A 25,759-nucleotide genomic window follows, 5' to 3' on the forward strand; every position below is an offset into this window, starting at 1 on the left:
GGCGAACGAAAACGCGGCGAGCTGTTTACATTGCACGTGAGCGAGCCAGAATCGTTAGCATGCATAACGCATTATTCAAACAGGCCAATTGCCGATTCCCCAAACTTTGATTCGGGACCGTTCGTCCGAATTGGCGAGACAGCTGCGGGCGGACCAAGCCCGGGCCGCGAGGCGCCAAGAGAACCGGGTCGAGGGCCCGCATTGAAAAAATAATCAACGCTCATTGAGGGGACGCAAAAGAACGTCGATCTGCTCTTTGAGATCGGCTCGCCGCTCATGGGTCAGAAAAATCTGTCTTGCCACTCCAACGAAGCCGGCCCCGAAATCGCTTTGCGCTTCGTGCTTCCTAAACGTCTCCTCAAGCGTAATCAGTAGGCGATGCACGGCCTTGAGTTCGGCCTCGAGTTGAGCGGATCGCGCGCCCCCCGCGTTGCAGTCCACCTGGAGCTTCCGTAACCCAGCCAGCGCGTGCCGGATATCGCCGAGTTCGGCGGGGTCGGCAACGGAAGCTTCCTTAATCTCCAAAATCGCAATCTTGTCGATGAGCTCGCTAAACGGACCGGGGATATCGATTGTTCTTGGCCGGCCTCCACCCTCTGTCCGCTGTCTGGCCATGCAGGTCCGAACGCTCTCTGCGATCTGCTGGAACACGGCCTCCCAGCCGCCTTTTTCCGTCTGCCGAAACAGACGCATGGTCGGGTACCACGGACAATCTTCACGGTGCATCAACCAACGCCAGTCGGGCACATGTTTGAGGGCCAGAAAAACCGGCCGTCCCAAAGCCCCCGCGAGATGCGCGATTGAAGTATCGGAAGTCACGATGAGGTCGAGGTTTTCCATGACCGCGGCCGAATCGACAAAGGCATCCGAACCCGCATCGAATGCGCTGCCCAGGCTCTCGATATTGAACCGGCGATCGCCTGCAACCACCTCGATAGGGCCTTGCTCCTTCACCAGACTGATCAAACGCACATTGTCGATCGCCGCGATCGCTCCAAAACAGGCCAGGGGAAACGACCGTTGGAGGTTGATGAATTTATTGCCGTGCCAGCAGACGCCGATTTTGAAACCGTTGCGGCCGATCCGCTCGGCCCATTCGACGACGAGGGCCGGCTCCGGATGCAAATAGGGGATTGGTGCTGGAATAGTCCCGAGCGTCGTGCGGAAAACGCGGGGGAGGCTCATCAGCGCGATCTGGTAAGCAAAACGGTTTGTGGAATCGAGCGCTTCGACAAGACGAATGGGCTTCGGTAGTGTGCGCAGAAGCCGGTGCATGTTTTTTCGGCACAGCAAGGTGACCTCGGCCCCGGCATCGACGAGATCAAGCAAGTAGCGCGAAAATTGGATGAGGTCGCCGAGACCTTGTTCATCAAAGACCACGATGGACTTACCCGCGATGTTTTCGCCGTTCCAAGCGGGCAGCCCCGAGACAAAAGTCTTGGATGGCGCATTCGAGCGCTCCCAGCGAGATTCGAAATCCTCGAAGCCGGCTTCTAAATCTCCGGCGAGGAGGAGCGCGCCCGCGCGGTTATTGCGGGCATCTGGATAGTCGGGCTTGTGCTTCAGAGCTTGGTCGAAATAAAATAGCGCTTTATCGATTTCTCCGGCGTCCTTTAAGGCGACTCCGAGACTGGAGAGGGCTTCGGGGTAGTCAGGCTTTGCGGCCAGAGCTTCGTCATAACAGGCGATGGCTTGGGAATGCCTTCCAAGTTCCTGCAGGACATTGCCGCGATTGAGCCAAGCGTCGGGGGGCGCGGGCGCAAACTGAACGACCGCATCGAGAGCGGCCAGCGCGTCTTCCAATCGTCCAAGTTTGTGAAGGGCCGCGCCACGGATACCGAGAGCCTTCGGTTGTTTTGGATCACGCCGCAGGATCTCGTCGCAGGATTCGATGGCCTCCTCGGCGCGGCCCAATTGCAGCAAGACATTGGCGCGGTTGATCAAGGCCGGCAAGAATCCTGGCCGGATTTTTAGCGTATCCCTGTAGGCGGCCAGCGCGTCTTCGAGCCGGCCGAGTTCGTGCAGGACATTGCCGCGATTGCAACTCGCCTCGCAATAGAAGGGATCAAGCGTCAGGGCCGCATCATAGGCCGCCAGCGCGTCGGTGACGCGGCCGATGCCCTGCAGTGCGATGCCCTTGTTGTACAGGGCCTGAGGATAACCCTGACGATATTGGGAAGACAAATCATAGCAGATCAGCGATTCCTCGACACGGCCGAGTCTTTGAAGAACGTTGCCTCGGTTGAGTTCGGTTTCGGCGTCGGGTGGACCGAGCCGCGCGGCTTCCTCAAAAGCCGCCAGCGCGTCTTCGAGCCGGCCAAGTTTTTGTAAGACGGATCCCTTGTTGAATAAATTTGCGCTATCGTTGGGTCGGATCGCCGCGACCTTCTCGAAACAGTCGAGGGCTTCTTCAAAACGTCCGAACCGATCCAGCAAGGCTCCGCGGTTCGTCAGCGCCTCGCAATGAGACGGGTTCGACCGCAGCGCCTTCTCATATGCGGCGAGCGCTTCGCTCATACGTCCGAGACTTTGCAGAATGGCGCCGATACTGAATAGGGTCTCGGCATCGTTTGGTTGAAGAACCAGGATTGCCTCGAAAGATTTGAGGGCGTCTTCCGGCTGACCAAGCCGTTGCAAGACCACCGCGCGGGCGCAAAGGGACTCCAAATAGCCGGGTTGCAAGGCAAGCGCGCGATCAAACCATGCGAGCGCCCGAGGCAAGTCGTCGGCGTTGAAATAAATTAACCCGAAAATATGGCATCCCACATGGCTGCGCGCGGCGAGTTCGTCATATTGCCGGATGTGGGCGATCGCTTCTTCTGGCGCGCCGGAATTGAGAAAGCCAAGGGCTTCGGTCACCGCAACTTGCAGGAGGGCCCGGATACGAAATTCATCTTGGCTTGACGGGGAGCGATCCAATAGTTCGGACTGGGGGGCGGTCATTCGGCTGCGCTCGTCACGAAGGGGAGCGGGACATCGAACCAGTAGCGCATGCCATTACAACTCGGCCGGTGCTAGAAAGCGAAAGGGCACCGCGTGCCGCGTTTTTTGATGCGGCGTCGGTGGGGCGTGTCGAAGTGATTGAAGCCAAAAAACCTTTCGCGGACCTGACTCGCAGCGTGACCGTGGATTTGGCTGTCATGACGCAGGCCGTTCGGCTCTCGACATTTTTACTGACGCGGAGCTCCCCGGCATCATTAAAAATGTGTTAAATTTGCGGAACCATGTCTTGGCAATAGCGGTTTGTAACAAAGGTACTCAGTCAGGGGTGGGTCCGTGTTGAATAAAAACGAATTTCGGGTCCTCGTCGTTGAAGACGAAGCGATAATCGGAATGATGATCGAAGACATGCTGTTGGAAATCGGTTGCAAAGCTGTCGATGCAACGGCGTCGGTTGAAGGTGCGCTGGATTTCCTGGCGGAGACGTCTCCCGATTTCGCCATCTTGGACATTAATCTTAACGGTGCGCGAAGCGATAAGGTGGCCTCGGCACTGAAGCTACGCGGGGTTCCTTTCGTGTTCGTCTCCGGCTATGACGCGCAGGGGGTCGATCCTGAGTTCTCGGAGACCAAAATTCTGCAAAAGCCGTTCCGTATCAGCGACCTTAACGCAGCCGTCGACGAAGCCTTCGCGAATGGGAATATGGTACGCCAAATTGTGTGAGTTTTTAAAACCGAGGGACAGGGGCATCGCGCCCCGCGCTCGCTTGCTTGCATCTTTGGCCATTGACGGCCATGCTAACCGACATGGCAATTCCCTTGGACCGTTCAACCGATCCCGCCCGTCTTGATGGCAATAATCTAGCGCGTCTGAACGACCGCTCGCGGGAAATTTTCCGACTGCTCGTCGATTCCTACTTGGCGCATGGCGAGGCCGTGGGGTCACGGCACCTTGCCCGGCTTTTGCCCGTGCCCCTCTCTCCGGCGTCGGTCCGCAATGTGATGCAGGACCTTGAAGAGATTGGCTTGATCTATGCTCCGCACACCAGCGCAGGGCGGCTTCCGACTGAGCTTGGCCTTCGCTTTTTTGTCGATGCCCTGCTGGAGTTGGGTGACATCGGTCAAGGCGAACGCGAGCAGATCGAGGCGCAGGTCAAAGCGGCCTCCCAGGAGCAGACCCTTGAGGGACTGCTTGGGGACGCGATGATGATGTTGTCGGGCCTGACCCGCGGCGCCGGGGTCGTGGTGACGACTAAGGAAAATGCGCGGCTGAAACATGTCGAGTTCGTCCGGATCGAGCCGGAGCGTGCGCTCGCGGTGCTCGTCGCCGAGGATGGATCGGTCGAAAATCGCATTCTTCAAATCCCGGCGGGATTGCCGCCCTCCGCCCTTAGCGAAGCGGGCAACTATCTCAACGCGCGGATCAGGGGCCGCACATTGCCGGAGGTGAAGAGCGAAATCGTCGCCTCCCACAAATTGGCCGAGGCGGAACTTGGCGAATTGACCACGCGGCTGGTCGATGCTGGCTTGGCAAGCTGGGCGGGGTCGGCGGGGCAGGGACCGCAGCTTATCGTGAGAGGTCAGGCCAATCTGCTTCAAGACCTGACGGCGATCGAGGATCTCGAACGAATCCGTCTGCTGTTCGCCGATCTCGAAACGAAAAAGGATGTGATCGACCTGTTGAGCCGGGCCGAAGGCGGCGATGGCGTTCGCATCTTCATCGGATCGGAAAATAAACTCTTCTCCCTATCCGGGTCCTCGATGATTGCCGCGCCGTTCCACGACCGGCAGCAACGCATCGTCGGCGTGCTCGGGGTGATCGGTCCGACAAGGCTGAACTATGCGCGGATCGTGCCCATGGTGGATTATACGTCCAAGGCCGTCGAGCGCCTCCTGCAAGCGCGATAAAGCTCCGCCATGCTCCCTCTCTTTCCGGTTCTTGTTCCGCCCTTGAGCGCGCAACCGTGATCGGCCGGACCGCAACGATGGTTTTGCTGGCGGCCACGGGTTTTTCCTGGCTTGCCATCACGCCGCGGCTTTCCGCCAACTCTCAAGGGGGCCCCAGCCGTGGGATCAGGCTGCTCGACCCGGGAGATGACATGATCCCGATGGCACCTTTTCGAGAACCGAAAACCGGATCCGGAAATGAACGTGCGCCACCGCTCGATACGATACGCGTGGCTGTCGCCGATGGCAGCACCAATCGCCTGGCCGGCGTGCTGCCACGCGTGGCGCGATTCGAGACCGTCGCTTTGGCCGCCGACCCCGATCTCGTTTGGGATGCCGCGTCGCGCACCGCCACGACCGGCGACGGAATCGTCGCCTATGACATTGACGCGGCAGACCTGCCCGCCGTCATTGACCGCGTGGCCGTGGCGCGGGGCCTTTGCAAAATCGCCGCGTCGAAACCCCAGCCGATCAAGGCCCCGACGGGAACGAAATTGAAGCGCAAGGGCGAAAGGGTTGAAATTGAAGTTACCGACGTGGCGCGCCGGGCCCTCATTCTTTTTGACATTGCGGGGGATGGGACCGTACAGGCGCTCTATCCTTTCGGTGCCGATGAGCGGGTTGTTCAAGCCCCGACATTTCGTTTTAGTCTGCAAACGCGCGCCCCCTTCGGCGCGGATCTTATTGTCGCGATCAGCGCCGCGGCGCCGATGGAGGCGCTGGAACAAGGCCTGAGAGCGTTAAGCCGCTATCGCAGCTCTGGCGAGGTCCTGAATTTGATCGCGGAAACCGCGCCGACCGATGCAAGATTCGGCTGCGTCGCGCTTTGGAGCGCGCCCTAGATCACGATGATAAAAGCTTTTTCGTGGCGGCTTTCATCGTGTGGCAGCGCCGGCGCGACAAGCCTTCATTTTGCCGAGGCCTTAAAAAAACACGCCGCCGTAAAGTCCGCGCGGCTCGTTTTCGCTTTGTGGGAGGCCGTCATCGCTTTCCATTTGGCGGTACAGGTTTTCAAAGTATTTTTGCTCTGGCTGGCCACCGCTAGATTCGCGCGTACCGTTCTTGCCTGCCCGGGGCACGGTCCGCAGGTAACGCGACCCTTGGTATCGACATAAGCGCAAAGATTGCGCGCAAGGCACGAGTCCGTCGTGATATTTGCACGCGCCAGCGCCTCCGAGTTGACAAAGATGGCAACGCACGCTGCCATGGCTATCAGAGGAAGATTTGACATAAGAGTTCTCCTCGAACGATCTTTGGTCGACTTCGCGGCACGTCTGCCCGCGGGCTGCCGACATTCTCCCACTTAACGAGAAGTCTGCCGCACAGTTCCTCCAGGGTCCCCCAGAGGCGAGTTTCAACACCGGCTGCGATGGCAATGCGTCGGCGGTCAAAATCTACTCGTGGCCCGCGATAGGGCGCGGCCGGTAGGGGGCTTCGAGCCGGGACATTTCCTCGTTCGTCAAGGCCAGCGATAGGCTCGCCACCGCATCGTCAAGATGCCGCGGTTTCGACGCGCCGATGATCGGCGCCGTAATTCCGGGCCGGCTCATAAGCCAGGCGAGTGCAATTTGAGCTGGCGGCACGCCCCGGCCAGCGGCGATTTGTTCGACGGCGGCCACGATCGCGTCCTCCTCGGCATGGTGGTCGTACCATTGCTGGGCCGGGCGATCGGTGGTCGCTCTAATCGTCTTCGCTTTGCGGGATCCCGCCAGAAGGCCGCGCGCGAGCGGCGACCAGGGCGTGACGGCAATGCCGAGTTCGCGGCAGAGCGGCAACATCTCCCGCTCCTCTTCGCGATAGATCAAATTGTAATGGTTCTGCATCGAGACGAACTGGGCAAGCCCGTGCTGCTCCTGGAGGCCCAGCATCCTCATGAACTGCCAGGCGTTCATGGAGGAGGCGCCGATGTAGCGGGCCTTCCCGGAGCGCACGACGATGTCCAGGGCTTCGATGGTTTCCTCGATGGGGGCCTCCGGATCGAAACGATGGATGATGTAGAGATCGACATAGTCGGTGCCTAACCGCCGCAGGGAGGCATCGATGCTTGCAAGGATATGTTTACGGGACAGACCCTGGTCGTTCGGCTTGTCGCTCATCTTCTGGAAGACTTTGGTTGCGATGACGACGTCATCGCGCGCCGAAAAATCACGGATGGCCCGGCCGAGAATCTCTTCACTGTCGCCAAGCGAATACATGTCGGCCGTGTCGAAGAAATTGACTCCGAGATCCAGCGCCTTGCGAATGAAGGGCCGGCTCGCAGCCTCATCCAAAACCCACTCCCGCCATTGCGGGGAGCCGTAGGTCATACAACCGAGGCACAGCCGAGAAACCTTCAGGCCGGTTGAACCAAGACGCACATAGTCCATGAGGAAGATCCTTTGACCGAGGAGAAAACGGACCGAGATCGGCTTCAGTAGGGACCTTCAATTGCGGAAGACGGCTTCGAACGCGGTTATCGGGCCGATAGGCGCGATTTCGCGCTCCCAAACCTTTGCCGACCCGAGCAAGGCGCCCAAAAAACTACTTTGCGGCGTTCCTGATATGAATGCATAGCATAGAATTAGAATAGCTAAAAAACATAGTTGTTGTATTGATGTATTTACGAAATTATATTTGCGTCTCCATAGCAATGGAGCGTTCTCATGTGCGATATTATGAAGGAAAGAACTAGAATAAATAAAATATTGGCTCATACTATAAGCCTGCGATTGGATACTCGGCCCACGAATTTAGACGAGCTGACGCGCCTGTGCGTTATTGCCCTTCAAATCTTTTACGACGGGGCATGCCCGGACGAATGCGTCGCCGACAAGGCCCGTAATTTCGCCGTCTGGCATCTTGCCCACCTCGGCCAGGACGATCGGCCATCCCGCAAATCCGTCCATCTTCTCCCAGAACGTTGATCCGCTTTTCCGACCAAGGAGGCCGTCATGATCCAGCATGATACCGCACATCCCCAAATCACTGCCGTTCATGCAGATGCGCCTGCGGAAAGATTGTTCTTCGCTCAATACCGCTTGTGGATGGCCGGATATTGCGCCCGGGATGAGCTTTATTGGGATTGCGCGTTCGACGTATTGCTGCGGTTCGTCGCCCGCGAATCGGCGCGGGTTCTCCATGCCCAGTTTCATCTGTTCACGCGAACCTTGAACGAACAGGCTCGAAAGGAAATTGTCTGGCGCTCTTCGGTTTGCCGGTGCCTTTGCCGGGACGAATATCTGGTATTGAGGCTTGTCGCGGCGTCGCAAAGACAAGACGAGGAAACCGAATATCGTGCCGCGATGGATCTTTTGGGAAGCGAAGATATCCGGCCTGTATTGATGGCCAGCCGATCCCTGGCCAAGGCGCTTCAATATCGAAGTTTTGTGCTGGCGCCTGTCGAGCACGTGTCGGTCGCCGCCAACATGCAAGAATTGCCTCCCGGCGCCCGCCTGCATTAGTTGGGTGCCTTACGGTTCCCGCGCCAAGAAGGTGGAATTTTGGAAAAATCATCTTCAAGGGCAGACCAGCCAGTAACGGCAGGCCCGCCGACGACGTTATGGGGCCGCAAGCCTTCAGGGCTTGCCGGCGCAGATGGCCTGCACGTTCGCTTTTGGAGCGCTGTGGGTCCACACGCATTGCCAAGTGTTGGCTTCGAGATTCACTCCCATGCTATGCAACGCCGCTGAACCACCCCCTGGGAGAAGGCAGCTTCCCGAAATGACCGTTGTCCCAACCGGACAGTTCGACACCCATTCCATATCCTTATTGCTCCCTACGCCCGCAGAGCCTGACACAAACTGCTGCGCCGTAGCTGGAATAGCTCCGAGCAAAAAAGCAGCAAACACCGTTCCTATCTGAGCGATCCTCATCGATTTGCCTCCCTAGAATGACGGCCCGGATTGGATGATGGCGGGTCCGCTTCGCAGGCTGTCCAGCATCTAGATGGGCAGCCATCGGCGCGGCCCATGATCACCATAATCTGAGCCTTTCTAAATAACTGTGAAAGCTTAACACTAGTTCCTCGGCCGCCAGCAGATTCTGATTATTTTGGCGGTCGAAAGAACGTCGGGGATGAACCCTGCGCTAAGAGCTAGTCGGGGGCGGCGAGCCGATCTTCCAATCTCCGTCTTTGTTGCCTTTTGCCCGCTGGATGGCCGCGTTCAATTCGCCGCCGAAGATGAAAATCGAAGCGATCATGTAGAGGAAGACGAGGGCGATCATCACCGACGCCAGGCCCGCGTAGGTGGTGACGTAATTGCGTGCGAACTGGGCGAGGTAGGACCCGAACGCGATACCCGCCGCGATCCAAAGCGTGAAAGTCAGCAAAATCCCCGGGGCAATCTCGCGCAAAGATCGCCGTCCCTGGGGCAGGAATTCATGCGCAAGGATGAGCGCGAGCAAAAGCACTAAACTTGCAATTGCGAAGCGCCCGACCGTGAACAGATGATGGAGGGGCTCAAGCCTGGGCGCGAAATGCAGTACCGCCGTCCAGATCAGCGGAGCCAAGACGACCAGGAAAGCCAGGGTCAGGAGCGAGAAGGCGCCGACGAAAACATAGGCGATGGATTCGAGCCGCAACAGCCACCAGGACCGCGAATCCCGGACACCATAGGCGCGATTGAGCCCGATCCGGAGCGCTTCGACTCCGCTTGAAGAGAAATAAATGGAAAGAATGACGCCGATCGTGAGGATCCCGCTTCGGGCTTGCGTCAAGACACTATGGATTTCATTCGCGATCGGCGCGGCGACCTGCTGCGGCCAGGTCTGAAACAGAATGGTTATCCCTTCATCGGAAAGATTCTTCGAGCCCAGAAAAGCCGCCAGCGCCGTCACGAAGATCAGGAACGGGAAAAGCGACGTCAGGATCGACAAAGCAATGTGACTGGCAATGGCCCAGCCATCGTCCTGCACGAATCGCCAATAGGCGTCGTAAAGAACCCGATAGATAAAGCGCATCCGTTGCCTCATTGCCGACCATGACTTCATCAAAACCCCGCCCGCGCCCGTCCGTTGCACACTTCGACTGATAGCACGCGGATTTTCCTTTATTTTTGTGACGGCCTGATTTGCGTTCTTAATTCGTTCCCAGCGCACGCCGAATCAGTTAAAGACAAGCGGATGGAACGGGTCCTGTTTGTTCTGAACGGTACACCGGTCGCGATCGCCGATCTTGTCCTCGGCGGGGCGGCCCTTGGCTTGCTGCTGTTTGCGGTCCTGGTGTGGAACCTTGGGAGCGGCGCCCGTGCCCGCAGTTTGGAAGCGTTTTCCGCCGCGGAACGCCAGCGCGAAATGCTGCGCGCAATGGAAGAAATCTCCCGCCAGAATGCCGGTCTGACCGGCTGGGTCCGCAGCGTGGCGGAGGTTCTTGGGTCGCGCCAGACCGAGCTTGCGCGGCTCGTCACCGACCGACTCGACGTGGTCGGAACCCGGGTCGGCGCCGGTCTTGAAGCCTCGGGCAAGACCGCCGGCGAGCATCTCGGCCGGTTGCACGAAAGGCTTGCGGTGATCGACGCGGCGCAAGCCCGCCTCACCGCGCTGACCCAGGAAGTGGTCAGTCTTAAGGACATTCTCGGCAATAAGCAGGCGCGTGGCGCCTTTGGCCAGGGCCGGCTCGAAGCGATCATCCGCGATGGCCTGCCGGCTTCCTCCTTTGAGTTTCAATATACGTTGTCGAACAATACAAGGCCGGACTGCGTGATCCGGCTGCCGGGCGATCCAAGGCTCATGGTGGTCGACGCGAAATTTCCGCTCGAAGCTTTTACCGCGCTCAAGGAGGCAAGAAGCGACGAGGCGCGCAAACAAGCGGCGGCAAGAGTGCGCGGCGACGTCTCGAAACATGTCCGCGATATCGCCGAGCGTTATTTTCTGCCGCAGGAAACCCAGGAAATCGCGATTCTGTTCGTGCCGTCGGAATCGCTTTACGCCGATCTCCATGAGCATTTCGAGGATGTTATCCAAAAGACGCATAAGAGCCGCATCATCATCGTCTCGCCGTCCTTGATGATGATGGCCGTCCAAGTCATGCAAGCCATCGTGCGCGATGCGCGCGTGCATGAGGAAGCCCATGTCATCCAAGCCGAGGTGCGCCGTCTCGTTGAGGAAGTTGTGCGTTTGCAGACACGCGTTGCAAAACTCGACACGCATTTCAAAACCGCGCAAGAGGATGTGGCGCAAATCATGACGTCGGCGGAAAAGATCGCCCGGCGCGGCACGCGGATCGACCGGATGGATTTTGCCACGCCGATGAGCGAGGTTTCCGCCGAGCTCTTCGACAAAGCGGCGGAATGATGCGCCACGGATGCCCGGCGAAGTCAGCCGCCGTTGAGCATCGCATTCAGAATATAAAGGCCCACGTCCCCGACGGGATTGCCCCCGGTATTGACGAGAATGACCAGGCCGATTTGCGACGCCGGCACAAGCCCGACCCAGCTCGAAAAACCCACATGACCTCCGTCCTTGAAGACAATCCCTTTGGGCGTCACGACCCAGCCAAAACCCATTTTATTGCCATCGGGAGCGCTGAAGCTGGTGGGTTGAATGGCCGCTTGCATGCCGGCAGTTAGAGCGGGAGGCACGGAAATGCCGCCGATCTGCGTGACCCCCAGATAGGCTTGGACATAGATCATCATGTCCTCGGCCGAAGATCGAAGCGCCCCCGCCGCGCCCCAGGGCGCCCAAGGAAACGGCGGATGCGGCGTATAAACACCATTGCCATAGCTGTAGCCGATGGCCATTTCCGAACCCGCGGCGGATGTCGACGTGCTGGACATTTGCAGTTGCTTCGGCCCGGTGATGTTCGCGCTATACCAGTCATCGAGCATTGGCGTGCCTTGCCCGAATTGTTTGATATCATAGCCCTGCAATCCCATGAGCACCTGGCCCAGGAAACCGAAGCTATCGTTCGAATAGGCGTAGGGGGCGGGAAGTTGCGACGGTGATAGGGCGTTCACATAGGCGACAAAATTGTCCTGAGTCGGCGGGTTGACAGGATTGTTCTGCGTATCATCGGGAAACCCGCCGGAAAATGTGGCGAGTTCCTCGAAGGTGATTTGCTGTCCCATCGCCGTGAGCGAATAATCGCTGCTGATTTTATTCAGCGACTGTGAAACCGCGGCTGAAAACAGCGCGGGCTGTTCTCCGAGCAAGGCCGCGGTGAATGTCTTGGTGACGGAAGCAAGCTCAAACCTCGTCGCTTGCGTGACAGCCGCGCCGCCGAGGGACTGGAGCCCAAAGGGAAGATAACCGACGGTGCCCCCGGCATAGACCCCCAGAATTCCGCCCACTGTGTTGACGACGGGGGTTGTGCTTCCAGCGCCACGATCCGGCATAAACGTTTTGAGACTTCGTTCCAGGATCGCCTGGTAATTTGATGGCGCGCTCATCGTCCCCCCTCGTTTTTGGTAACATGAACCGCAGCTGCACCGGTGAAAGGGTCAACCGCGGATCAGCGGTCCTCGGTTACTTTGCCTTGGGTTGCCACAGACCAATGGCCGCGCCGGTCGGATCGAGGATGACCGAGAACGAACCTGCGTCCGGGACTTCCGTGACATCCTTCATCACGGTCGCGCCAAGCGATTTTGCTTTCGCGGTCGAAGCAACAACGTCATCGACCAGCACATAAGGCAGCCAAGCCGTTGGAACGCCGGGGGCCGGCGTCTTCATCATGCCGCCGCCGGTGCCTTCGCCGACATTGACCATTGTGTAGGTCATGTCGGGACCGAACTCCACGTCCACCAAATTCCAGCCGAACAGCGAGCCGTAGAAAGACTTCGCCTTTGGGACATCCCCGGTGGTGAGCTCGACGTGGACAAATGGGTTAGCCATGATCGCTCCTTGTGTTTCGCTGCTGGATTCTTGTTTTGGATTTGTGCACAGCTCATTGCTCGCGCACGCGGATATTTTGGGCGCACAGCCGCCAAGTAAAGCTCCGTCATGAAGGTCTCGTGATACCCAGCCGCCGATTCAACGCGCTCAAAATGTCAAAATGCGGTCCGGCTGCGGATTGCGGCGGCGAGCGTTCCCTCGTCGAGGTAATCGAGTTCGCCGCCGATGGGAACGCCATGTGCCAGCCGCGTGATCTTGACCTGCAAGGGCGCCAAAAGATCCGTGATGTAATGCGCCGTGGTCTGCCCATCGACGGTCGCGTTCACCGCCAGGATCACTTCCTTGACGTGATCGCGCGCGACTCTGTCGACCAGGCTTTCGAGATTCAAATCCTTCGGCCCTATGCCATCGAGCGGTGACAGGGTTCCCCCTAACACGTGATAGCGGGCGGTGAGGATGGCGGCGCGTTCGAGAGCCCAGAGATCGGCAACGGTCTCCACGACGACCAGCGTGCTGCGATCGCGCCGCTCGTCGACGCAGAGCGTGCAAGGATCGCAGGTATCGACATTGCCGCAGATCGAGCAGGTCACAATCTTTTCGCGGGCGACCTGCAATGCATCAGCAAGCGGTGCCAGAAGCTCCTCCCGCTTGCGGATCAAATGCAGCGCCGCGCGCCGCGCCGAGCGCGGTCCAAGTCCCGGCAGCCGCGCCAGCAGTTGAATGAGCCGCTCGATTTCGGCGCCGGCGACGCGGTCAGCCATCGGACCGAAGCCCTAACACGCAACCATCAGAACGGCAGCTTCATACCGGGCGGCAGCGCAAGGCCGGCAGTGACGCCTTTCATTTTTTCTTCGACCAGACGTTCAGCTTTCTTGCGGGCATCCTCATGTGCGACGACAATCAGATCTTCGAGGATCACTTTTTCGTCGACCTTGAGAAGCTGATCGTCGATGGAGAGCCCCTTCATCTGGCCTTTGGCGGTCAGGGTCACGCGGACCATGCCTCCGCCGGCTTGCCCCTCGACTTCGATCCGCTCCATTTCGGCCTGCATCTCCTGCATTTTTTCCTGCATGGCCTGGGCTTGCTTCATCAAACCGAACATGTCGCGCATTGAAATTTCCTTGCTCATTGCTGTCTGGATCGCCAATAGACCGAACTCCCGCGTTTTCCGCTCAGAGTTCGTCGTCCATATAGATATCGTCTCCAAAGCGGATTTCATCACCCGCTTGGTTCTCCGGCCCGGGGGCGGGCGCGTTCGGGCTCACGGACTCGGGCACCCGGACGCCAACAATCTCCGCGCCCGGAAAAGCAGCGAGCACGCTTTGGACAAGCGGCTCGGCGCGTACGTCGGAAACGGCTTCGGCTGCCTTTGCGTCTTGCTGTTCCTTCAGGCTTGGTGCGCCTGGCAAGCTCGAAATCGCAACCATCCAGCGCTCGCCGGTCCATTCCTGCAGGCGGCGCGAAAGCGTTTGCGCAAGTTGCGGCGACGCGCCGGAGACCGCTGAAAACTCGATGCGGCCTTGCTCGAAGCAAACCAGCCGCACGTCGCGTTCCAGCGCAATCTTCAATTGAATGTCGCGATGGCGTCCCGCGAGCGCCACGACATCCTCGAACCCGGCAAGCGAGATCGAAGGCCGCGGCGCCTCTTGTTGGGGCGCCCGCGAAACGGCTGCGAGCGGCGCACGCGCCGCAACGGCCATCGGTCCGCGTCCGGGCGGACTGGGGTTCCGCGCGTGAGCTTCGTCTTCGCCGGCGCCACTCGCCATCGTAAGCTGTCGCAGAGCCTCGTCGGGGGTTGGCAGATCGGCCGCAAAGCCGAGCCTGACCAAAACCATGTCGGCCGCAGCGAGGGGGCGCGGCGAGTCCTTGACTTCGCGTAAGCCCTTCAACAGCAATTGCCATGCCCGAGTCAGGACCGGCATGGACAGCGCGTCGGCAAAATGCCGGCCTCGCGTGCGTTCATCGGGGGTCAAGGATGCGTCTTGCGCCGCCTCCGGCACGAGCTTCAGACGGGTGACGAGATGGACGAACTCGGCAAGCGCCAGGAGGATCTCGGAAGGGTCCGCGCCGAAATTATGCAGGTCCTTCAAGATGGCGAGCGATTCTCCCATTCGGCCTTGCATCAGGACTTCGAAAAGATCGATGATGCGGCCCCGGTCGGCAAGCCCGAGCATGGTCCGCAAGGCGTCCGCGTCGATCTTGGCCATCCCTTCGCCGACGCCATGCGCGATCGCCTGGTCGAGGAGGGACAGCGCATCGCGCACCGAGCCCTCGGCCGCGCGTGCGATCAGGGCAAGCGCCTTGTCCTCGATCGCGACGGCCTCCTGGGAACAGATCGAAGCGAGATAGTCGGTCAGCACCCCGGCCTCGACGCGGCGCAGATCGAATCTCTGGCAGCGCGAGCGGACGGTGACCGGAACTTTTTCGATCTCGGTGGTCGCGAAGATGAATTTAACGTGGTCAGGAGGCTCTTCCAAAGTTTTCAGAAGGCCGTTGAAGGCCGGTTTGGAGAGCATGTGCACTTCGTCGATGATATAGACCTTGGTGCGCGCCATGACCGGCCGGTAGCGCGCACTCTCGATGATCTCGCGGACATCGTCGATCCCGGTGTGGGAGGCGGCGTCCATTTCCACGACGTCGACATGGCGCGATTCGATGATCGCCTGGCAATGAATCCCGAGTTCGGGCATGTGGATGGTCGGGGCGGTCACCGCTTGGCGATCGCCGGATGCCGGCAGTTCATAATTGAAGGCACGGGCGAGGATCCGCGCGGTCGTGGTTTTGCCGACCCCGCGCACGCCGGTCAAAATATAGGCTTGATGAATTCGCGCGAGGTCGAAGGCATTCGACAACGTCCGGACCATGGCCTCCTGGCCGATCAGGTCCTCGAAACGGGCGGGGCGATATTTGCGGGCAAGGACGCGGTAGGGACTTGGCGGCGCGGCGTTCACGGCGTCCAATCCGAGACCTGGGGCGGTTTCCTCCGGGGCAGTCGAGCCTCGTTCCATGCGGTCGTCCGGCATCGCGCGGGCCACTCGGGGGTTTTAGAGAATATTTGACCCGGCCGATGAGCCAATCCTGACCAAATCGCGCCGGAGAAAGCCAAATTATAGCAAAGCTTAAGCTGCTAGGCTAAGGTGGGAGGCTGGACAGAGACCCGCCCGGTCTCGTTAGGGCTGCTTCCTTCCGGACCTGACCCGGTTGGCGAGTGGTGCGTCCACCGCCAACCTCCCAGCCCCTATTTGGACCATGCGTGGCAAATTCGCAAGCTTCGGGAAGTTTTTTGGCAGCGCCCCAGATTGAATTTCTGCAAAGGGTGGAAAGGGTGGTGAGCGGTCATTTGTCCACGCCGACGCTCAGGCCGCTATCTCCCCCAACTGAGTTTTAGCCTGCTTCCGCTTCTCGTCTACAATGCGAACAGCTTCTTCTGCTGCTTGAATATCAACATGCGGTTTCAACGCGTTGAGTTTTTTTGCACGTTCAATCGCCGGATCACGAGGATTTTTCCTGGTGATATAATATGCAGTCGCAACCTTTTCCAAGTGCCTCACGTCGCTCGCTGCGAACCACTCGGACAAAAAGCTTATTATTGGAACATACTCTTGGATGTTCTTCTCATGGACCTTGAAAACACGCTCTCCGAAAGATGTTGGTGCAATGCTCGGACCATAGCCTTCTCTGGGAAATTGAAATTCGAGGATGTTTGCAGCCCGCATCGCCGTCAATTCATTATTGACTTCAAAAGAGTACGGCCCGTGTTTGTAGATTACAAACTTATAGCCGAAGTTTGATTTAGAGAGGTCCTGCAAGATGTAAAGAGCTTTCTGCAGGTGAGTCTCTCCACACCAACTGCCTCGGCTACGTAGCCGCGTGGCTAGCGCGACGACGAGTGCACATCGAGAACTGTAAGAGAGACGCTCCATAATCTGTTCCTATTCAAGACTTAGCAGGGAATTTCTTTTAAGATTTCGCCACGCAATCGCTTCCGTCAGAATGGACTTGTCGCAGTAGACGTTATCGACGCCAATTTCAGGCATACGCTTGAGTACCTGGGAACGCTGCAGGGACGACTCGATCTTTCCATCGAATATCAGCACTGGAAATATAGGAGCCGCCGTCTTGGGGGGAATGTGGTCGTATCGAATTCGATCCGAACCAAACTCCGCTTCTGCCGCTTCGGCTATAACTTTTCCTGGGATCAATTTTCCACCTTGCGTGTCGGATGGCGCAGCCTCGTAGAAAAGTCGGAAATGCTCCCGACACTGAATCCGACGCGCTAGTACGTGCTGAGAGGATTGCTTATTTTCATAGGCCCTACGAATGGCCACGAGAACCTCAACATCCGAGATATTCATATGTTTGTTGAGGTCCGTGGAAAATTTTCCCCCTTTGAGCCATTTCGTCAGGAAGTCTTTCAGATGGATATCGTATACACGTCGGATGTGATGAAGGTAAACCTGCTTGTACATGAAGTGTCGGGCGATCATCAGCCCTTCTGACGACTCTAGCCCACCTGCTTCAAGGCCCAGCGCCGGTTCGTCCGACTCTTGATACTCAGCCGGTAAAATACGAAGCGTGTTGATCAGGCGATGACGGTCGAATGTGCCGTAGGCCACTCCTGCGTGATAAGAATCTCGCAGCAAATAGTCCATTCTGTCTGCCCCAAGCGCATCCCCGATGATGATTTCGGCTAACACCGTTTCCCAAGTATTCAATTCGAGCGGTGCGGCTTTTTTCGGTCCGACCGCCAGCTTCACGATATCATCTGATCTTAGCGGCGGCGTCATTCCCTTCCATATCTCTTCCATCTCCCCGCTGTAGATAATGTCTTTAGTGAGTTGTTCATGGTCATAATCTTTGGGCAAAAGCTCCTTCTCAGCGGCGTGGGAGAAGGGCAAGTGTCCGACATCATGACACAAGGCCGCCATGCGCAGTACAGACTTCCAATAATAGCGTGCTTGCTCATCAGGAATAATGTTGCGAACGCTGTCGTGATGCACATTCTCCGGTGCGGTCACGATATCGAAAATCCGTGAGGCGATGTCCATCACGCCTAGCGAGTGCTCGAATCGCTTGTGAGTAGCGCCAGGGTAAACAAGATACGACAGAGCAAGCTGATGAATGTGGCGCAGCCGCTGAAACGGCCGAGAATCAATCACCTTACGCTCGTCGGTTCTTACCGAGATGAAGGTGTGTATTGGGTCGCGAAACTCGTGACTGTGCTTCATAGCCAAGTGAATCCGAATCAGGTGGCATGATAGTGGCCCTCAGCAATCTTGCACAAAATGCCATATGAACAAAAAGAGAACATACATGCGCAGAGGTAAACAGTCCATTTCCATTTTTGGTACTGTTGCTGGGACGTCCTGCTCCTCGTGGCCGCTGAGCCAAGGGCGCAGCGCGTTGATATTTATCGGCGAATCCCAAGGGGTGGGAAAGAACGGCAAGAGGCCGGCGCGAACGGCAAAGTTCTAGATAAGAAACTTTTGAACGCTTCCTTGCCTTCTAAACCGCTATCCCGTGCAAGTCATAGGCATCGGCCCGCTCGATCTTCACGGTGACTATCTCGCCTTGCCGCAAGGGCCGGCGGGCGGCGATGTGAACCTTGCCGTCGATCTCGGGCGCATCGCCCTTGGAGCGTCCCACGGCGCCGCGCGGGCCGGCCTCATCGACAATCGCTGAAATATGCTTGCCGACCTTTTCCTTGAGCTTGCGGGCGCTGATCTTTTGGCAATGTTCCATGAAGCGTCGGTAGCGGGTGTCTTGAACCTCCGGCGGCACCGCGGGCAGGCCGAGGTCGTTGGCGGCCGCACCTTCGACCGGCTCATATTTGAACGCGCCGACCCGGTCGAGTTTCGCCTCGGTGAGCCATTCCAAAAGCAAAGTGAAATCCTCCTCCGTCTCGCCGGGAAAGCCGACGATGAAGGTCGAGCGCAACGCCAGATCGGGGCAGGTCGCCCGCCATCGGCCGATTCGCTCCAGCGTCCTTTCCTGATCGCCAGGGCGTTTCATCGCCCGCAGGACATTTTTGCTGGCGTGCTGAAATGGGATGTCGAGATAGGGCAAGATTTTGCCCGTGGCCATCAGGTCGATCACCTCGTCGACATGGGGATAGGGATAGACATAATGCAGCCTGACCCAGACCCCCAACTCCCCGAGTTCCCGCGCGAGATCGATAAACTTTGCCCGGACCGGCCGATCGTGAAAAAGGCTTTCCGAATATTTCAGGTCCAAGCCATAGGCGCTTGTATCCTGCGAAATGACGAGAAGTTCCCTGACGCCCGCCGCGACGAGCTTTTCGGCTTCGCGTAATATATCCGCCGCCGGGCGGGAGACCAGATCGCCGCGCAATTTCGGAATGATGCAGAAGGAGCAACGATTGTTGCAGCCTTCCGAGATCTTCACATAGGCATAATGGCGTGGCGTGAGCTTGATGCCTTGCGGCGGCAAGAGATCGACAAAGGGATCGTGCGGCGGTGCAATGACCTCATGCACCGCCTGCATGACCGAGTCGAAATCTTGCGGTCCGGTAATGCAATGAAGGTCGGGGAATTTGGCCAAAATGGCCTGCGGCTCCGCGCCCATGCAGCCGGTGACGATGATCTTTTTGTTTTCCGCGGCGGCCGCGCTGATTGCGGCAAGCGATTCGGCCTTGGCGCTGTCAAGGAAGCCGCAGGTGTTGACGATCACCGCCGCCGCGCCCTCATGCGCCTTGGTGAGCTCATAGCCTTCGGCGCGCAGCCGGCCGATAATCTGCTCGCTGTCGACAAGCGCCTTGGGGCAGCCCAGCGACACGAAGGAGATTTTAGGCGCGGGCGCGGCTCGGCTTTGCGCCGCAGGAGGTGCGGAAACAGCGTGGGTTTGATCGGGCATGCGTCTGCTTGGCATGGGGGAGGCGTCCAAGCAAGCGAATCGCCCTCGCCTGACGCGCTCCTAGATCACGATGATTTTGGATTGATTCAATCCAAAATCATGAACGTGATCGATTCCAAAAGTTTAGAGCGGGATGCGGGCGGAAAACCGGTTTCCCCTTTTCCTCATCCCGCTCTAAAGAAAAACCCGGCCGAGGGGCCGGGTTTTGCCGTTTGTGGAGAAGCCGCAGTGTGAAGGCTGAGCTTAGTATTTTGCGACGACGGGTGCGGGCGGCGGCAAAAAATCGAATTTGTAGCTGAAGCCGACTTGCACCTGGTTTTGGGTCAGATGATGCCGCGAGGAGAAGAAGGTCGCGGGCGGGGCCGCAGCGATGGCTGCGAAGGGGTGATCCGTGACGTGGCCGAAATCCGAATAACGGTATTCCGCCCGAACCGACCAATTGTTGGTGATCGCATATTCGAGACCGGCGCCGACCGTCCAACCGACCTTTGTGGTCGCAAAGCTGTTCGAGAGCGGGAACGGCCCAAAGAACAGCGGGGCTGAATAGGTGTTGGTGATGCCGCCGAACACTGCACCGCCGGTGGCGTAGACCAAGACGCGATCGAACGCCCAGCCGATGCGGCCGCGAATCGAACCTTGCACCTCGGAGCGGGTGGTTTCGTTAACTCCGAAGAACGGAAGGAACACGGTTTTTTTCAGGCTGGTCCCATCGACGGTGCCTTCGATGCCGACGACCCATTGGTTGATCTGCAGATTATAGCCGACATGGCCGCCACCGATGACGCCTTGCGGGGCGGTGCCGAAGGTTTGGCCAAAGGCAACGAAGGGCGCGCCCGGCACCGCGATCGAGAGATCAGCGTGATCATTGCCCCAGGCGTAGCCGACCTGCGCACCGATATAAACGCCGGTCCAGGTGAAAATCGGAATGGGCGGCGGTGGCGGAGCCACCGGAAGGTCGGCCGCAAGGGCCGGTCCGATCAGCGCCATGGCGCCGGCCGATGCTAAGAGAATACGACGTAACATGATATGCCCCCTTGAGACGCGAATTTGAACGCCCCAAAGTTACGCAGATTTGGCTAAGCTTCAACGATTCTTAGACTATGCATAGGGTTATTTAAGTTGCTGTGGCTATAGGGCAACGAATAGTCATTAAACTGTAACAATACTGGCTCTTGCCCAACAAAAAACCCGGCCGCGAGGCCGGGTTTGTTTTCGTATGAAAGTGCAGTGGTCTCAGTATTTCGCGACGACCGGGACCGGAGCGAAAGTGTCGAACTTGTAGCTGAAGCCGACCTGCACCTGGTTCTGCGTGAAGTGATGGTGCCCTGTGAAACCACCCCCGAACGGCGCGAACACGGTGGAGAAGGGCGCATAAGTCGTCCGGCCGAAGTCCGTATAACGATATTCGGCGCGCACCGACCAGTTGTTGGTGACGGCGTATTCGATGCCGCCGCCGACCGTCCAGCCAACGCGTGTCGTCGAGAAGCTGCTCGTACCACCAAGCGCAAAGAAGGGGCTGAAGAAGGTGTAGCTGGTGTTGAAGCCGCCGAAGGCAACACCACCGGTGGCATAGATCAGAGCCCGGTCCCAGGCCACGCCAATGCGGCCGCGGATCGAACCCTGGATGTCGGCGCGGGTCGTCGCTGTCACACCGGAGCCGAAGAAGCCGACCGGAGCAAAGAAAGCAGCGCCGGGAGCGAAGAGAACGGTCTTCTTCATGCTGGTGCCATCAACCGAGCCTTCGAGACCGAGGACCCACTGGTTGATCTGATAGTTGTAACCGACATGGGCGCCGCCGATCACGCCGTTCGGATTCTGGCCGAACGAATCATCGGCGAAGACCGCGATGCCTGGAAACGCCGTGACGAAATGATTGTGGGTCTGGCCCCACGCATAGCCGACCTGGCCACCGACATAGATGCCGGTCCAAGTGAAGATCGGCACCGGCGGTACATAGATTGGCGGGGGAGCACGGGAGGGAAGATCGGCGGCCAAAGCTGCCGAGCTGGTGAGAGCAAAGGCACCAACCGATGCCAGCAGGAATTTACGTAACATGATTTGTCTCCTTTTGATCAAATAAATTTATCGCTCTATCAGGGTACGCAATTTCAAATGAGCTTCAACCATAGTTGGATGTCGCGCGGCATTATTCGAACCGCTGTGGCCATGGCGCAACAAGGTCATCCCCGCGAAATCGCCTGCGCAAAGTTAAAAAAACCCGGCCAAGAGGCCGGGTTTTATCTTCATGTCGTGGTGCCGCAATGGTCTCAGTATTTGGCGACGACCGGGGCCGGAGCCAAAGTGTCGAACTTGTAGCTGAAGCCGACCTGCACCTGGTTCTGCGTCAAATGATGGCGCACGGAGAAGAGGCCCCCCACGGGCGCAAACAAAGCTGCGAACGGATAGTCCGTGGTGCTGCCAAAATCGGAGTAGCGGTATTCCGCTCGGACCGACCAATTGTTGGTGACCGCATATTCGAGACCGGCGCCGACCGTCCATCCGGCGCGTGTTTTCGAAATGCTTTCGTTGAGGAACAATGGCCCGGCAAAGCCGAACGAATAGGTGTTCTTGATGCCGGTGAAAGCAGCACCGCCGGTTGCGTACAACAGGACCCGATCAAAGGCGACACCGGCGCGGGCGCGGATCGAACCCTGAACTTGCTCGCGGTTTGTCGCCGTGACACCGAAGGGCGCCACGAAGACGGTCTTGCTCATGCTGGTTCCGTCGACCGTGCCTTCAAGACCAATCACCCATTGGTTGATCTGCAGATTATATCCGAGATGGGCGCCGCCGATGACCCCTTGTGGGCTAGTATTGTATGGGCTGGTGAAGAAAAACGCCGGGATCGGAAGGATGCCGGGGGCCCCGGGAGCGAATACGTCGGCTCTGGCGCGATCATTGCCCCAGGCATAACCGACCTGGCCACCGACGTAGATGCCGGTCCAGGAGAATGGCGGGGGCACATAAACCGGCGGGGGGGCGCGCATGGGAAGATCGGCCGCCAGTGCCGCCGATCCGGAGAGGGCAACGGCACCCACCGATGCCAAAAGGAATTTACGGAACATGAGCTTTTCTCCCTAGAGCGATATAACTCTAAGCAAGTTACGCCGTTTCAGCCGAGCCACAACAATTGTTCGGCTGTCCATCGCGTTATTCAAGCCAGTGTGGCGGGAACGCAACGCAAACCGGTGGACCCAACAAAAAACCCGGCCGCAAGGCCGGGTCTCTTTGTTTCATTGGTCGAGCAAGAAGCTCGGCTCAGTATTTCGCGACGACCGGGATCGGAGCGAAAGTGTCGAACTTGTAGCTGAAGCCGACCTGCACCTGGTTCTGCGTGAAGTGATGGCGTCCTGTGAAACCACCACCGAACGGCGCGAACGCAGTGGAGAAGGGCGTGTTCGTCGCACGGCCGAAGTCCGTGTAACGATATTCGGCGCGCACCGACCAGTTGTTGGTGACGGCGTATTCGATGCCGCCGCCGACCGTCCAGCCAACCCGTGTCGTCGAGAAGCTGCTCGAGCCACCCGTTGCGAAGAAGGGGCTGAAGAAGGTGTAGCTGGTGTTGAAGCCGCCGAAGGCAACGCCGCCTGTGCCATAGATCAAAGCCCGGTCCCAAGCCACGCCGATGCGGCCACGGATCGAACCCTGGATGTCGGCGCGGGTTGTCGCCGTCACGCCCGTCCCAAAGAAGCCAACGGGTGCAGCAAAGGCGCCCGGAGCGAAGAGAACGGTCTTCTTCATGCTGGTGCCGTCAACCGAGCCTTCGAGACCGAGGACCCATTGGTTGATCTGGTAGTTGTAACCGACATGAGCGCCGCCGATCACGCCATTCGGATTCTGGCCGATCGAATCGTCAGCGAAAACCCCGATGCCAGGGAACGAGGTGACGAAACGATTGCGGTCATTGCCCCATGCGTAGCCGACTTGGCCACCGACATAGATGCCGGTCCAAGAGAAGATCGGAATCGGCGCCACATAGACTGGCGGGGGAGCGCGGGACGGAAGATCGGCGGCGAAGGCTGCCGAACTTGTAAGAGCAAAGGCACCAACCGATGCCAGAAGGAATTTACGGATCATGAGCTTTTTCCTTTCAGGAGAATGAAGCTTCCCTAAATTACGCCATTTCGATTGCCGAAGGCATGAAATCAGCAAAAACTAGTTTGAATTTGGACCGTTGTGGCTTCTGCGCAACAGGGTCGAGGGATAAAAAACCCGGCCCTATTTTGGCCGGGTTCGTTTGTGTGGAGGCGAGCCGAACTCGCCTGACTTAGATCAATATTTGGCGACGATGGGGGCTGGAGCCCATGCGTCGAACTTGTAGCTGAATCCGACTTGCACGCGATTCTGAATGAAGTGCTGGCGCACGCCAATGAACGGAGCGAGCGAGGCGGCGGGGAAGTCCGTGAACTTGCCGAAATCGGTGAAGCGATATTCGCCGCGCACGGACCAATTATTGGTGATGGCGTATTCGATGCCGCCGCCGACCGTCCAACCGACGCGATTACGCGAAAAGCTGTCGAAGCCGCCAAAGCCGGCAAAACCGAACGGGCTCGCATAGCTGGTCTTGATGTTGCCGAAAGCAACACCGCCAGTAGCATAAAGCAAGGCACGGTCCCACGCGATACCCACGCGGCCACGAATCGATCCTTCGATATCCTGGCGAACTCTGAAAAAAGTATCGAAGAAGATCGGGTCCGGTCCGGACGTCCTGCTGTAGCTCGTGCCGTCAACATCGCCCTCGAGTCCGACGACCCATTGGTTGATTTGCAGATTGTAGCCGACATGCGCGCCGCCAATGACGCCATTAGGATTGGAATTCAGGGAAGTCGCCACCGGCACCACGAAGGGGTCAACAAGACGCGTGCTATTCCGGCCCCAGGCGTAGCCGATCTGACCGCCGAGATAGATGCCGGTCCAAGTGAAGATCGGGATGGGAGGCGGCGTTACGGGCATGTCCGCGGCGACTGCCGATCCGACGATCGCGATCGTGCTGACCGTGGCCAAAAGAATTCGACGTAGCATGGCGGTTCTCCTAACGGAAACTGAAGCTACGTTCAGCCTACGCGCTTTTGAATGCGCAACAACAGCGGACGCGGCTAAATGGGCCGCGCGCGTTCGCTATTCGGACCATTGTGACATGCGCGCAACGATCCGGACGCCGGGCTTGCTCGTCTTTGCTCAAGCGTTGTCTTTGTTGCCCAAGGCCTAGGCAATCGCAGTCCGCGCATCTTCAATATTTGGCCGCGATTGGCAGACCAAACGAATCGAACTTGTAACTAAAGCCGGCGCGGACGGCGTTTTCAGTCTCATGATGGTTCACCAGCGATCCGAAGCCGAACACGGGGACGTTAAAATTGCTGATGTGGCCAAAATCCGTGTAGCGGTATTCGGCCCGCACCGACCAATTATTGGTAACCGCATATTCGAGACCGCCGCCAATGGTCCAACCAGCGCGCGTTTCCGAGAACTGGGTGAAGGCCGGAAAGCCTGCATAGCTGTTTTCAAAACCGGCGAATTCCACGCCGCCCGTTGCGTAAAGCAGCACGCGATCGAACGCTACGCCGAGGCGGGCGCGAATCGATCCCTGCATCGGGACCTTGGTTCGGTAGGCCACCCCACCGGGACTGAAGGACCTGTTGATGCCGGACCCTTCGACGTCTCCTTCTAGACCGGCAACAAATTGATTGAGTTGCACATTGTAGCCGACATGCGCGCCGCCCACCACGCCGTTCGGCATATAGTTGGTGCCGAAGCCGAATGGGTAAACAGTCAGTTTGTCGGTTCCCCAGGCGTAGCCGATCTGGCCGCCGAGATAGAGCCCCGTCCAGGTAAACAGAGGGACGGTGGGGGCGTAGACGGGCGGGGCCTCGCGGTAGGGGATGTCGGCCGCGACGGCCGGACCGGCGATCGTGGCCAAAGTAGCTACGGACAGGACAAACCTGCGTTTCATGCTTAGATGCCTTTCAATGGGCTAATTATCCAGCGAGCCCCGAAATTTCTGGACTAAAGCCCCGAAAATCAGGCCAAATTTGGAAATAGAAGCCATTGCGAGGTAAAATATTTTTGTTTATGCCTTTTTCTGCGGTCCGCTTTATTGCTTAGTTAATTTCTTATTAACTTTAGAATTCTAAATCAGCTTTACGCTTAACAAAGGTTAAGGTTATCTTAGAATTTATACTTAATAATTTACGGAC

General features: G+C 58.2%; 25 protein-coding genes and 1 other RNA gene. 6 read left to right on the plus strand and 20 right to left on the minus strand.

Features of this window, described 5'->3' with window-relative positions; translation table 11 throughout:
• Positions 1-213: 213 nt before the first annotated feature.
• Positions 214-2,943 carry a glycosyltransferase gene (locus CU048_11480; protein QBR71789.1) on the minus strand — a complete coding sequence of 910 codons (2,730 nt, stop codon included), beginning with the start codon at positions 2,941-2,943 and terminating at the stop codon, positions 214-216.
• A gap of 333 nt (positions 2,944-3,276) precedes the next feature.
• On the opposite strand from CU048_11480, the gene CU048_11485 reads away from it, so the two are divergent.
• The 3 genes from CU048_11485 to CU048_11495 all read left to right on the plus strand — a co-directional run bounded on the left by CU048_11485 (position 3,277) and on the right by CU048_11495 (position 5,728).
• A complete protein-coding gene (locus tag CU048_11485; protein ID QBR71790.1) occupies positions 3,277-3,663 on the plus strand; it encodes a hypothetical protein in 387 nt (128 codons plus the stop codon).
• A gap of 83 nt (positions 3,664-3,746) precedes the next feature.
• On the plus strand, positions 3,747-4,847 hold the full coding sequence (gene hrcA / locus CU048_11490) for a heat-inducible transcriptional repressor HrcA (protein QBR71791.1): 1,101 nt from the start codon (positions 3,747-3,749) through the stop codon (positions 4,845-4,847).
• Between the two features lie 56 nt (positions 4,848-4,903).
• Positions 4,904-5,728, plus strand: a complete 825-nt coding sequence (locus tag CU048_11495; protein ID QBR71792.1) for a hypothetical protein — start codon at positions 4,904-4,906, stop codon at positions 5,726-5,728.
• A gap of 65 nt (positions 5,729-5,793) precedes the next feature.
• On the opposite strand, the gene CU048_11500 is transcribed toward CU048_11495, so the two are convergent.
• The 3 genes from CU048_11500 to CU048_11510 all read right to left on the minus strand — a co-directional run bounded on the left by CU048_11500 (position 5,794) and on the right by CU048_11510 (position 7,828).
• Entirely contained in the window at positions 5,794-6,117 is a 324-nt protein-coding gene (locus tag CU048_11500; GenBank protein ID QBR71793.1) for a hypothetical protein, read from the minus strand.
• Positions 6,118-6,280: 163 nt separating this feature from the next.
• The gene (locus CU048_11505) at positions 6,281-7,252 is read right to left on the minus strand and encodes an aldo/keto reductase (GenBank protein QBR71794.1); all 972 of its coding nucleotides are present in this window, start codon (positions 7,250-7,252) and stop codon (positions 6,281-6,283) included.
• 363 nt (positions 7,253-7,615) lie between these two features.
• Positions 7,616-7,828, minus strand: coding sequence for a hypothetical protein (locus CU048_11510; GenBank protein ID QBR71795.1), 213 nt, complete (start codon positions 7,826-7,828; stop codon positions 7,616-7,618).
• Between CU048_11510 and CU048_11515 the strand changes: the two genes are divergently transcribed.
• Complete coding sequence (locus CU048_11515) at positions 7,817-8,326, plus strand: hypothetical protein (protein ID QBR71796.1); 510 nt, start codon at positions 7,817-7,819, stop codon at positions 8,324-8,326. The genes CU048_11510 and CU048_11515 overlap by 12 nt on opposite strands.
• A gap of 625 nt (positions 8,327-8,951) precedes the next feature.
• Here CU048_11515 and CU048_11520 read toward each other — a convergent pair.
• Positions 8,952-9,824 carry a hypothetical protein gene (locus CU048_11520; GenBank protein QBR71797.1) on the minus strand — a complete coding sequence of 291 codons (873 nt, stop codon included), beginning with the start codon at positions 9,822-9,824 and terminating at the stop codon, positions 8,952-8,954.
• 162 nt (positions 9,825-9,986) lie between these two features.
• Here CU048_11520 and CU048_11525 point away from each other — a divergent pair, with 162 nt between their 5' ends.
• A complete protein-coding gene (locus CU048_11525; protein QBR71798.1) occupies positions 9,987-11,156 on the plus strand; it encodes a DNA recombination protein RmuC in 1,170 nt (389 codons plus the stop codon).
• Positions 11,157-11,179: 23 nt separating this feature from the next.
• Here the strand turns inward: CU048_11525 and CU048_11530 are convergent, their stop codons facing one another.
• From CU048_11530 to CU048_11595, 14 genes are all read right to left on the minus strand, one after another.
• A complete protein-coding gene (locus tag CU048_11530) occupies positions 11,180-12,250 on the minus strand; it encodes a hypothetical protein (GenBank protein QBR71799.1) in 1,071 nt (356 codons plus the stop codon).
• A gap of 76 nt (positions 12,251-12,326) precedes the next feature.
• Entirely contained in the window at positions 12,327-12,692 is a 366-nt protein-coding gene (locus CU048_11535) for a VOC family protein (protein ID QBR71800.1), read from the minus strand.
• 155 nt (positions 12,693-12,847) lie between these two features.
• The gene (locus CU048_11540; GenBank protein QBR71801.1) at positions 12,848-13,453 is read right to left on the minus strand and encodes a recombination protein RecR; all 606 of its coding nucleotides are present in this window, start codon (positions 13,451-13,453) and stop codon (positions 12,848-12,850) included.
• Positions 13,454-13,479: 26 nt separating this feature from the next.
• Entirely contained in the window at positions 13,480-13,803 is a 324-nt protein-coding gene (locus CU048_11545; protein ID QBR72882.1) for a YbaB/EbfC family nucleoid-associated protein, read from the minus strand.
• Positions 13,804-13,864: 61 nt separating this feature from the next.
• Positions 13,865-15,715 (minus strand): DNA polymerase III subunit gamma/tau, encoded by a 1,851-nt coding sequence (locus tag CU048_11550; protein ID QBR71802.1) that lies wholly within the window; start codon positions 15,713-15,715, stop codon positions 13,865-13,867.
• A 113-nt stretch (positions 15,716-15,828) separates the two neighbouring features.
• Positions 15,829-15,925: signal recognition particle sRNA small type (gene ffs, locus CU048_11555), an RNA gene on the minus strand.
• A 123-nt stretch (positions 15,926-16,048) separates the two neighbouring features.
• Complete coding sequence (locus tag CU048_11560) at positions 16,049-16,615, minus strand: hypothetical protein (GenBank protein ID QBR71803.1); 567 nt, start codon at positions 16,613-16,615, stop codon at positions 16,049-16,051.
• A gap of 9 nt (positions 16,616-16,624) precedes the next feature.
• Complete coding sequence (locus tag CU048_11565; protein ID QBR71804.1) at positions 16,625-17,920, minus strand: phosphohydrolase; 1,296 nt, start codon at positions 17,918-17,920, stop codon at positions 16,625-16,627.
• 277 nt (positions 17,921-18,197) lie between these two features.
• Complete coding sequence (locus tag CU048_11570) at positions 18,198-19,565, minus strand: 30S ribosomal protein S12 methylthiotransferase RimO (GenBank protein QBR71805.1); 1,368 nt, start codon at positions 19,563-19,565, stop codon at positions 18,198-18,200.
• Between the two features lie 243 nt (positions 19,566-19,808).
• A complete protein-coding gene (locus CU048_11575; protein ID QBR71806.1) occupies positions 19,809-20,588 on the minus strand; it encodes a porin family protein in 780 nt (259 codons plus the stop codon).
• 210 nt (positions 20,589-20,798) lie between these two features.
• Positions 20,799-21,620, minus strand: a complete 822-nt coding sequence (locus CU048_11580) for a porin family protein (protein QBR71807.1) — start codon at positions 21,618-21,620, stop codon at positions 20,799-20,801.
• A 212-nt stretch (positions 21,621-21,832) separates the two neighbouring features.
• Complete coding sequence (locus CU048_11585) at positions 21,833-22,630, minus strand: porin family protein (protein QBR71808.1); 798 nt, start codon at positions 22,628-22,630, stop codon at positions 21,833-21,835.
• Positions 22,631-22,823: 193 nt separating this feature from the next.
• Entirely contained in the window at positions 22,824-23,642 is an 819-nt protein-coding gene (locus CU048_11590) for a porin family protein (GenBank protein ID QBR71809.1), read from the minus strand.
• A 195-nt stretch (positions 23,643-23,837) separates the two neighbouring features.
• Positions 23,838-24,587 (minus strand): porin family protein, encoded by a 750-nt coding sequence (locus CU048_11595; GenBank protein ID QBR71810.1) that lies wholly within the window; start codon positions 24,585-24,587, stop codon positions 23,838-23,840.
• Between CU048_11595 and CU048_11600 the strand changes: the two genes are divergently transcribed.
• Complete coding sequence (locus tag CU048_11600) at positions 24,586-24,774, plus strand: hypothetical protein (GenBank protein ID QBR71811.1); 189 nt, start codon at positions 24,586-24,588, stop codon at positions 24,772-24,774. The genes CU048_11595 and CU048_11600 overlap by 2 nt on opposite strands.
• A gap of 21 nt (positions 24,775-24,795) precedes the next feature.
• Here the strand turns inward: CU048_11600 and CU048_11605 are convergent, their stop codons facing one another.
• Positions 24,796-25,515, minus strand: coding sequence for a porin family protein (locus tag CU048_11605; GenBank protein ID QBR71812.1), 720 nt, complete (start codon positions 25,513-25,515; stop codon positions 24,796-24,798).
• Positions 25,516-25,759: the final 244 nt, after the last annotated feature.

It is taken from the genome of Beijerinckiaceae bacterium, from assembly GCA_004564215.1.
GTDB lineage: Bacteria > Pseudomonadota > Alphaproteobacteria > Rhizobiales > Beijerinckiaceae > Methylocapsa.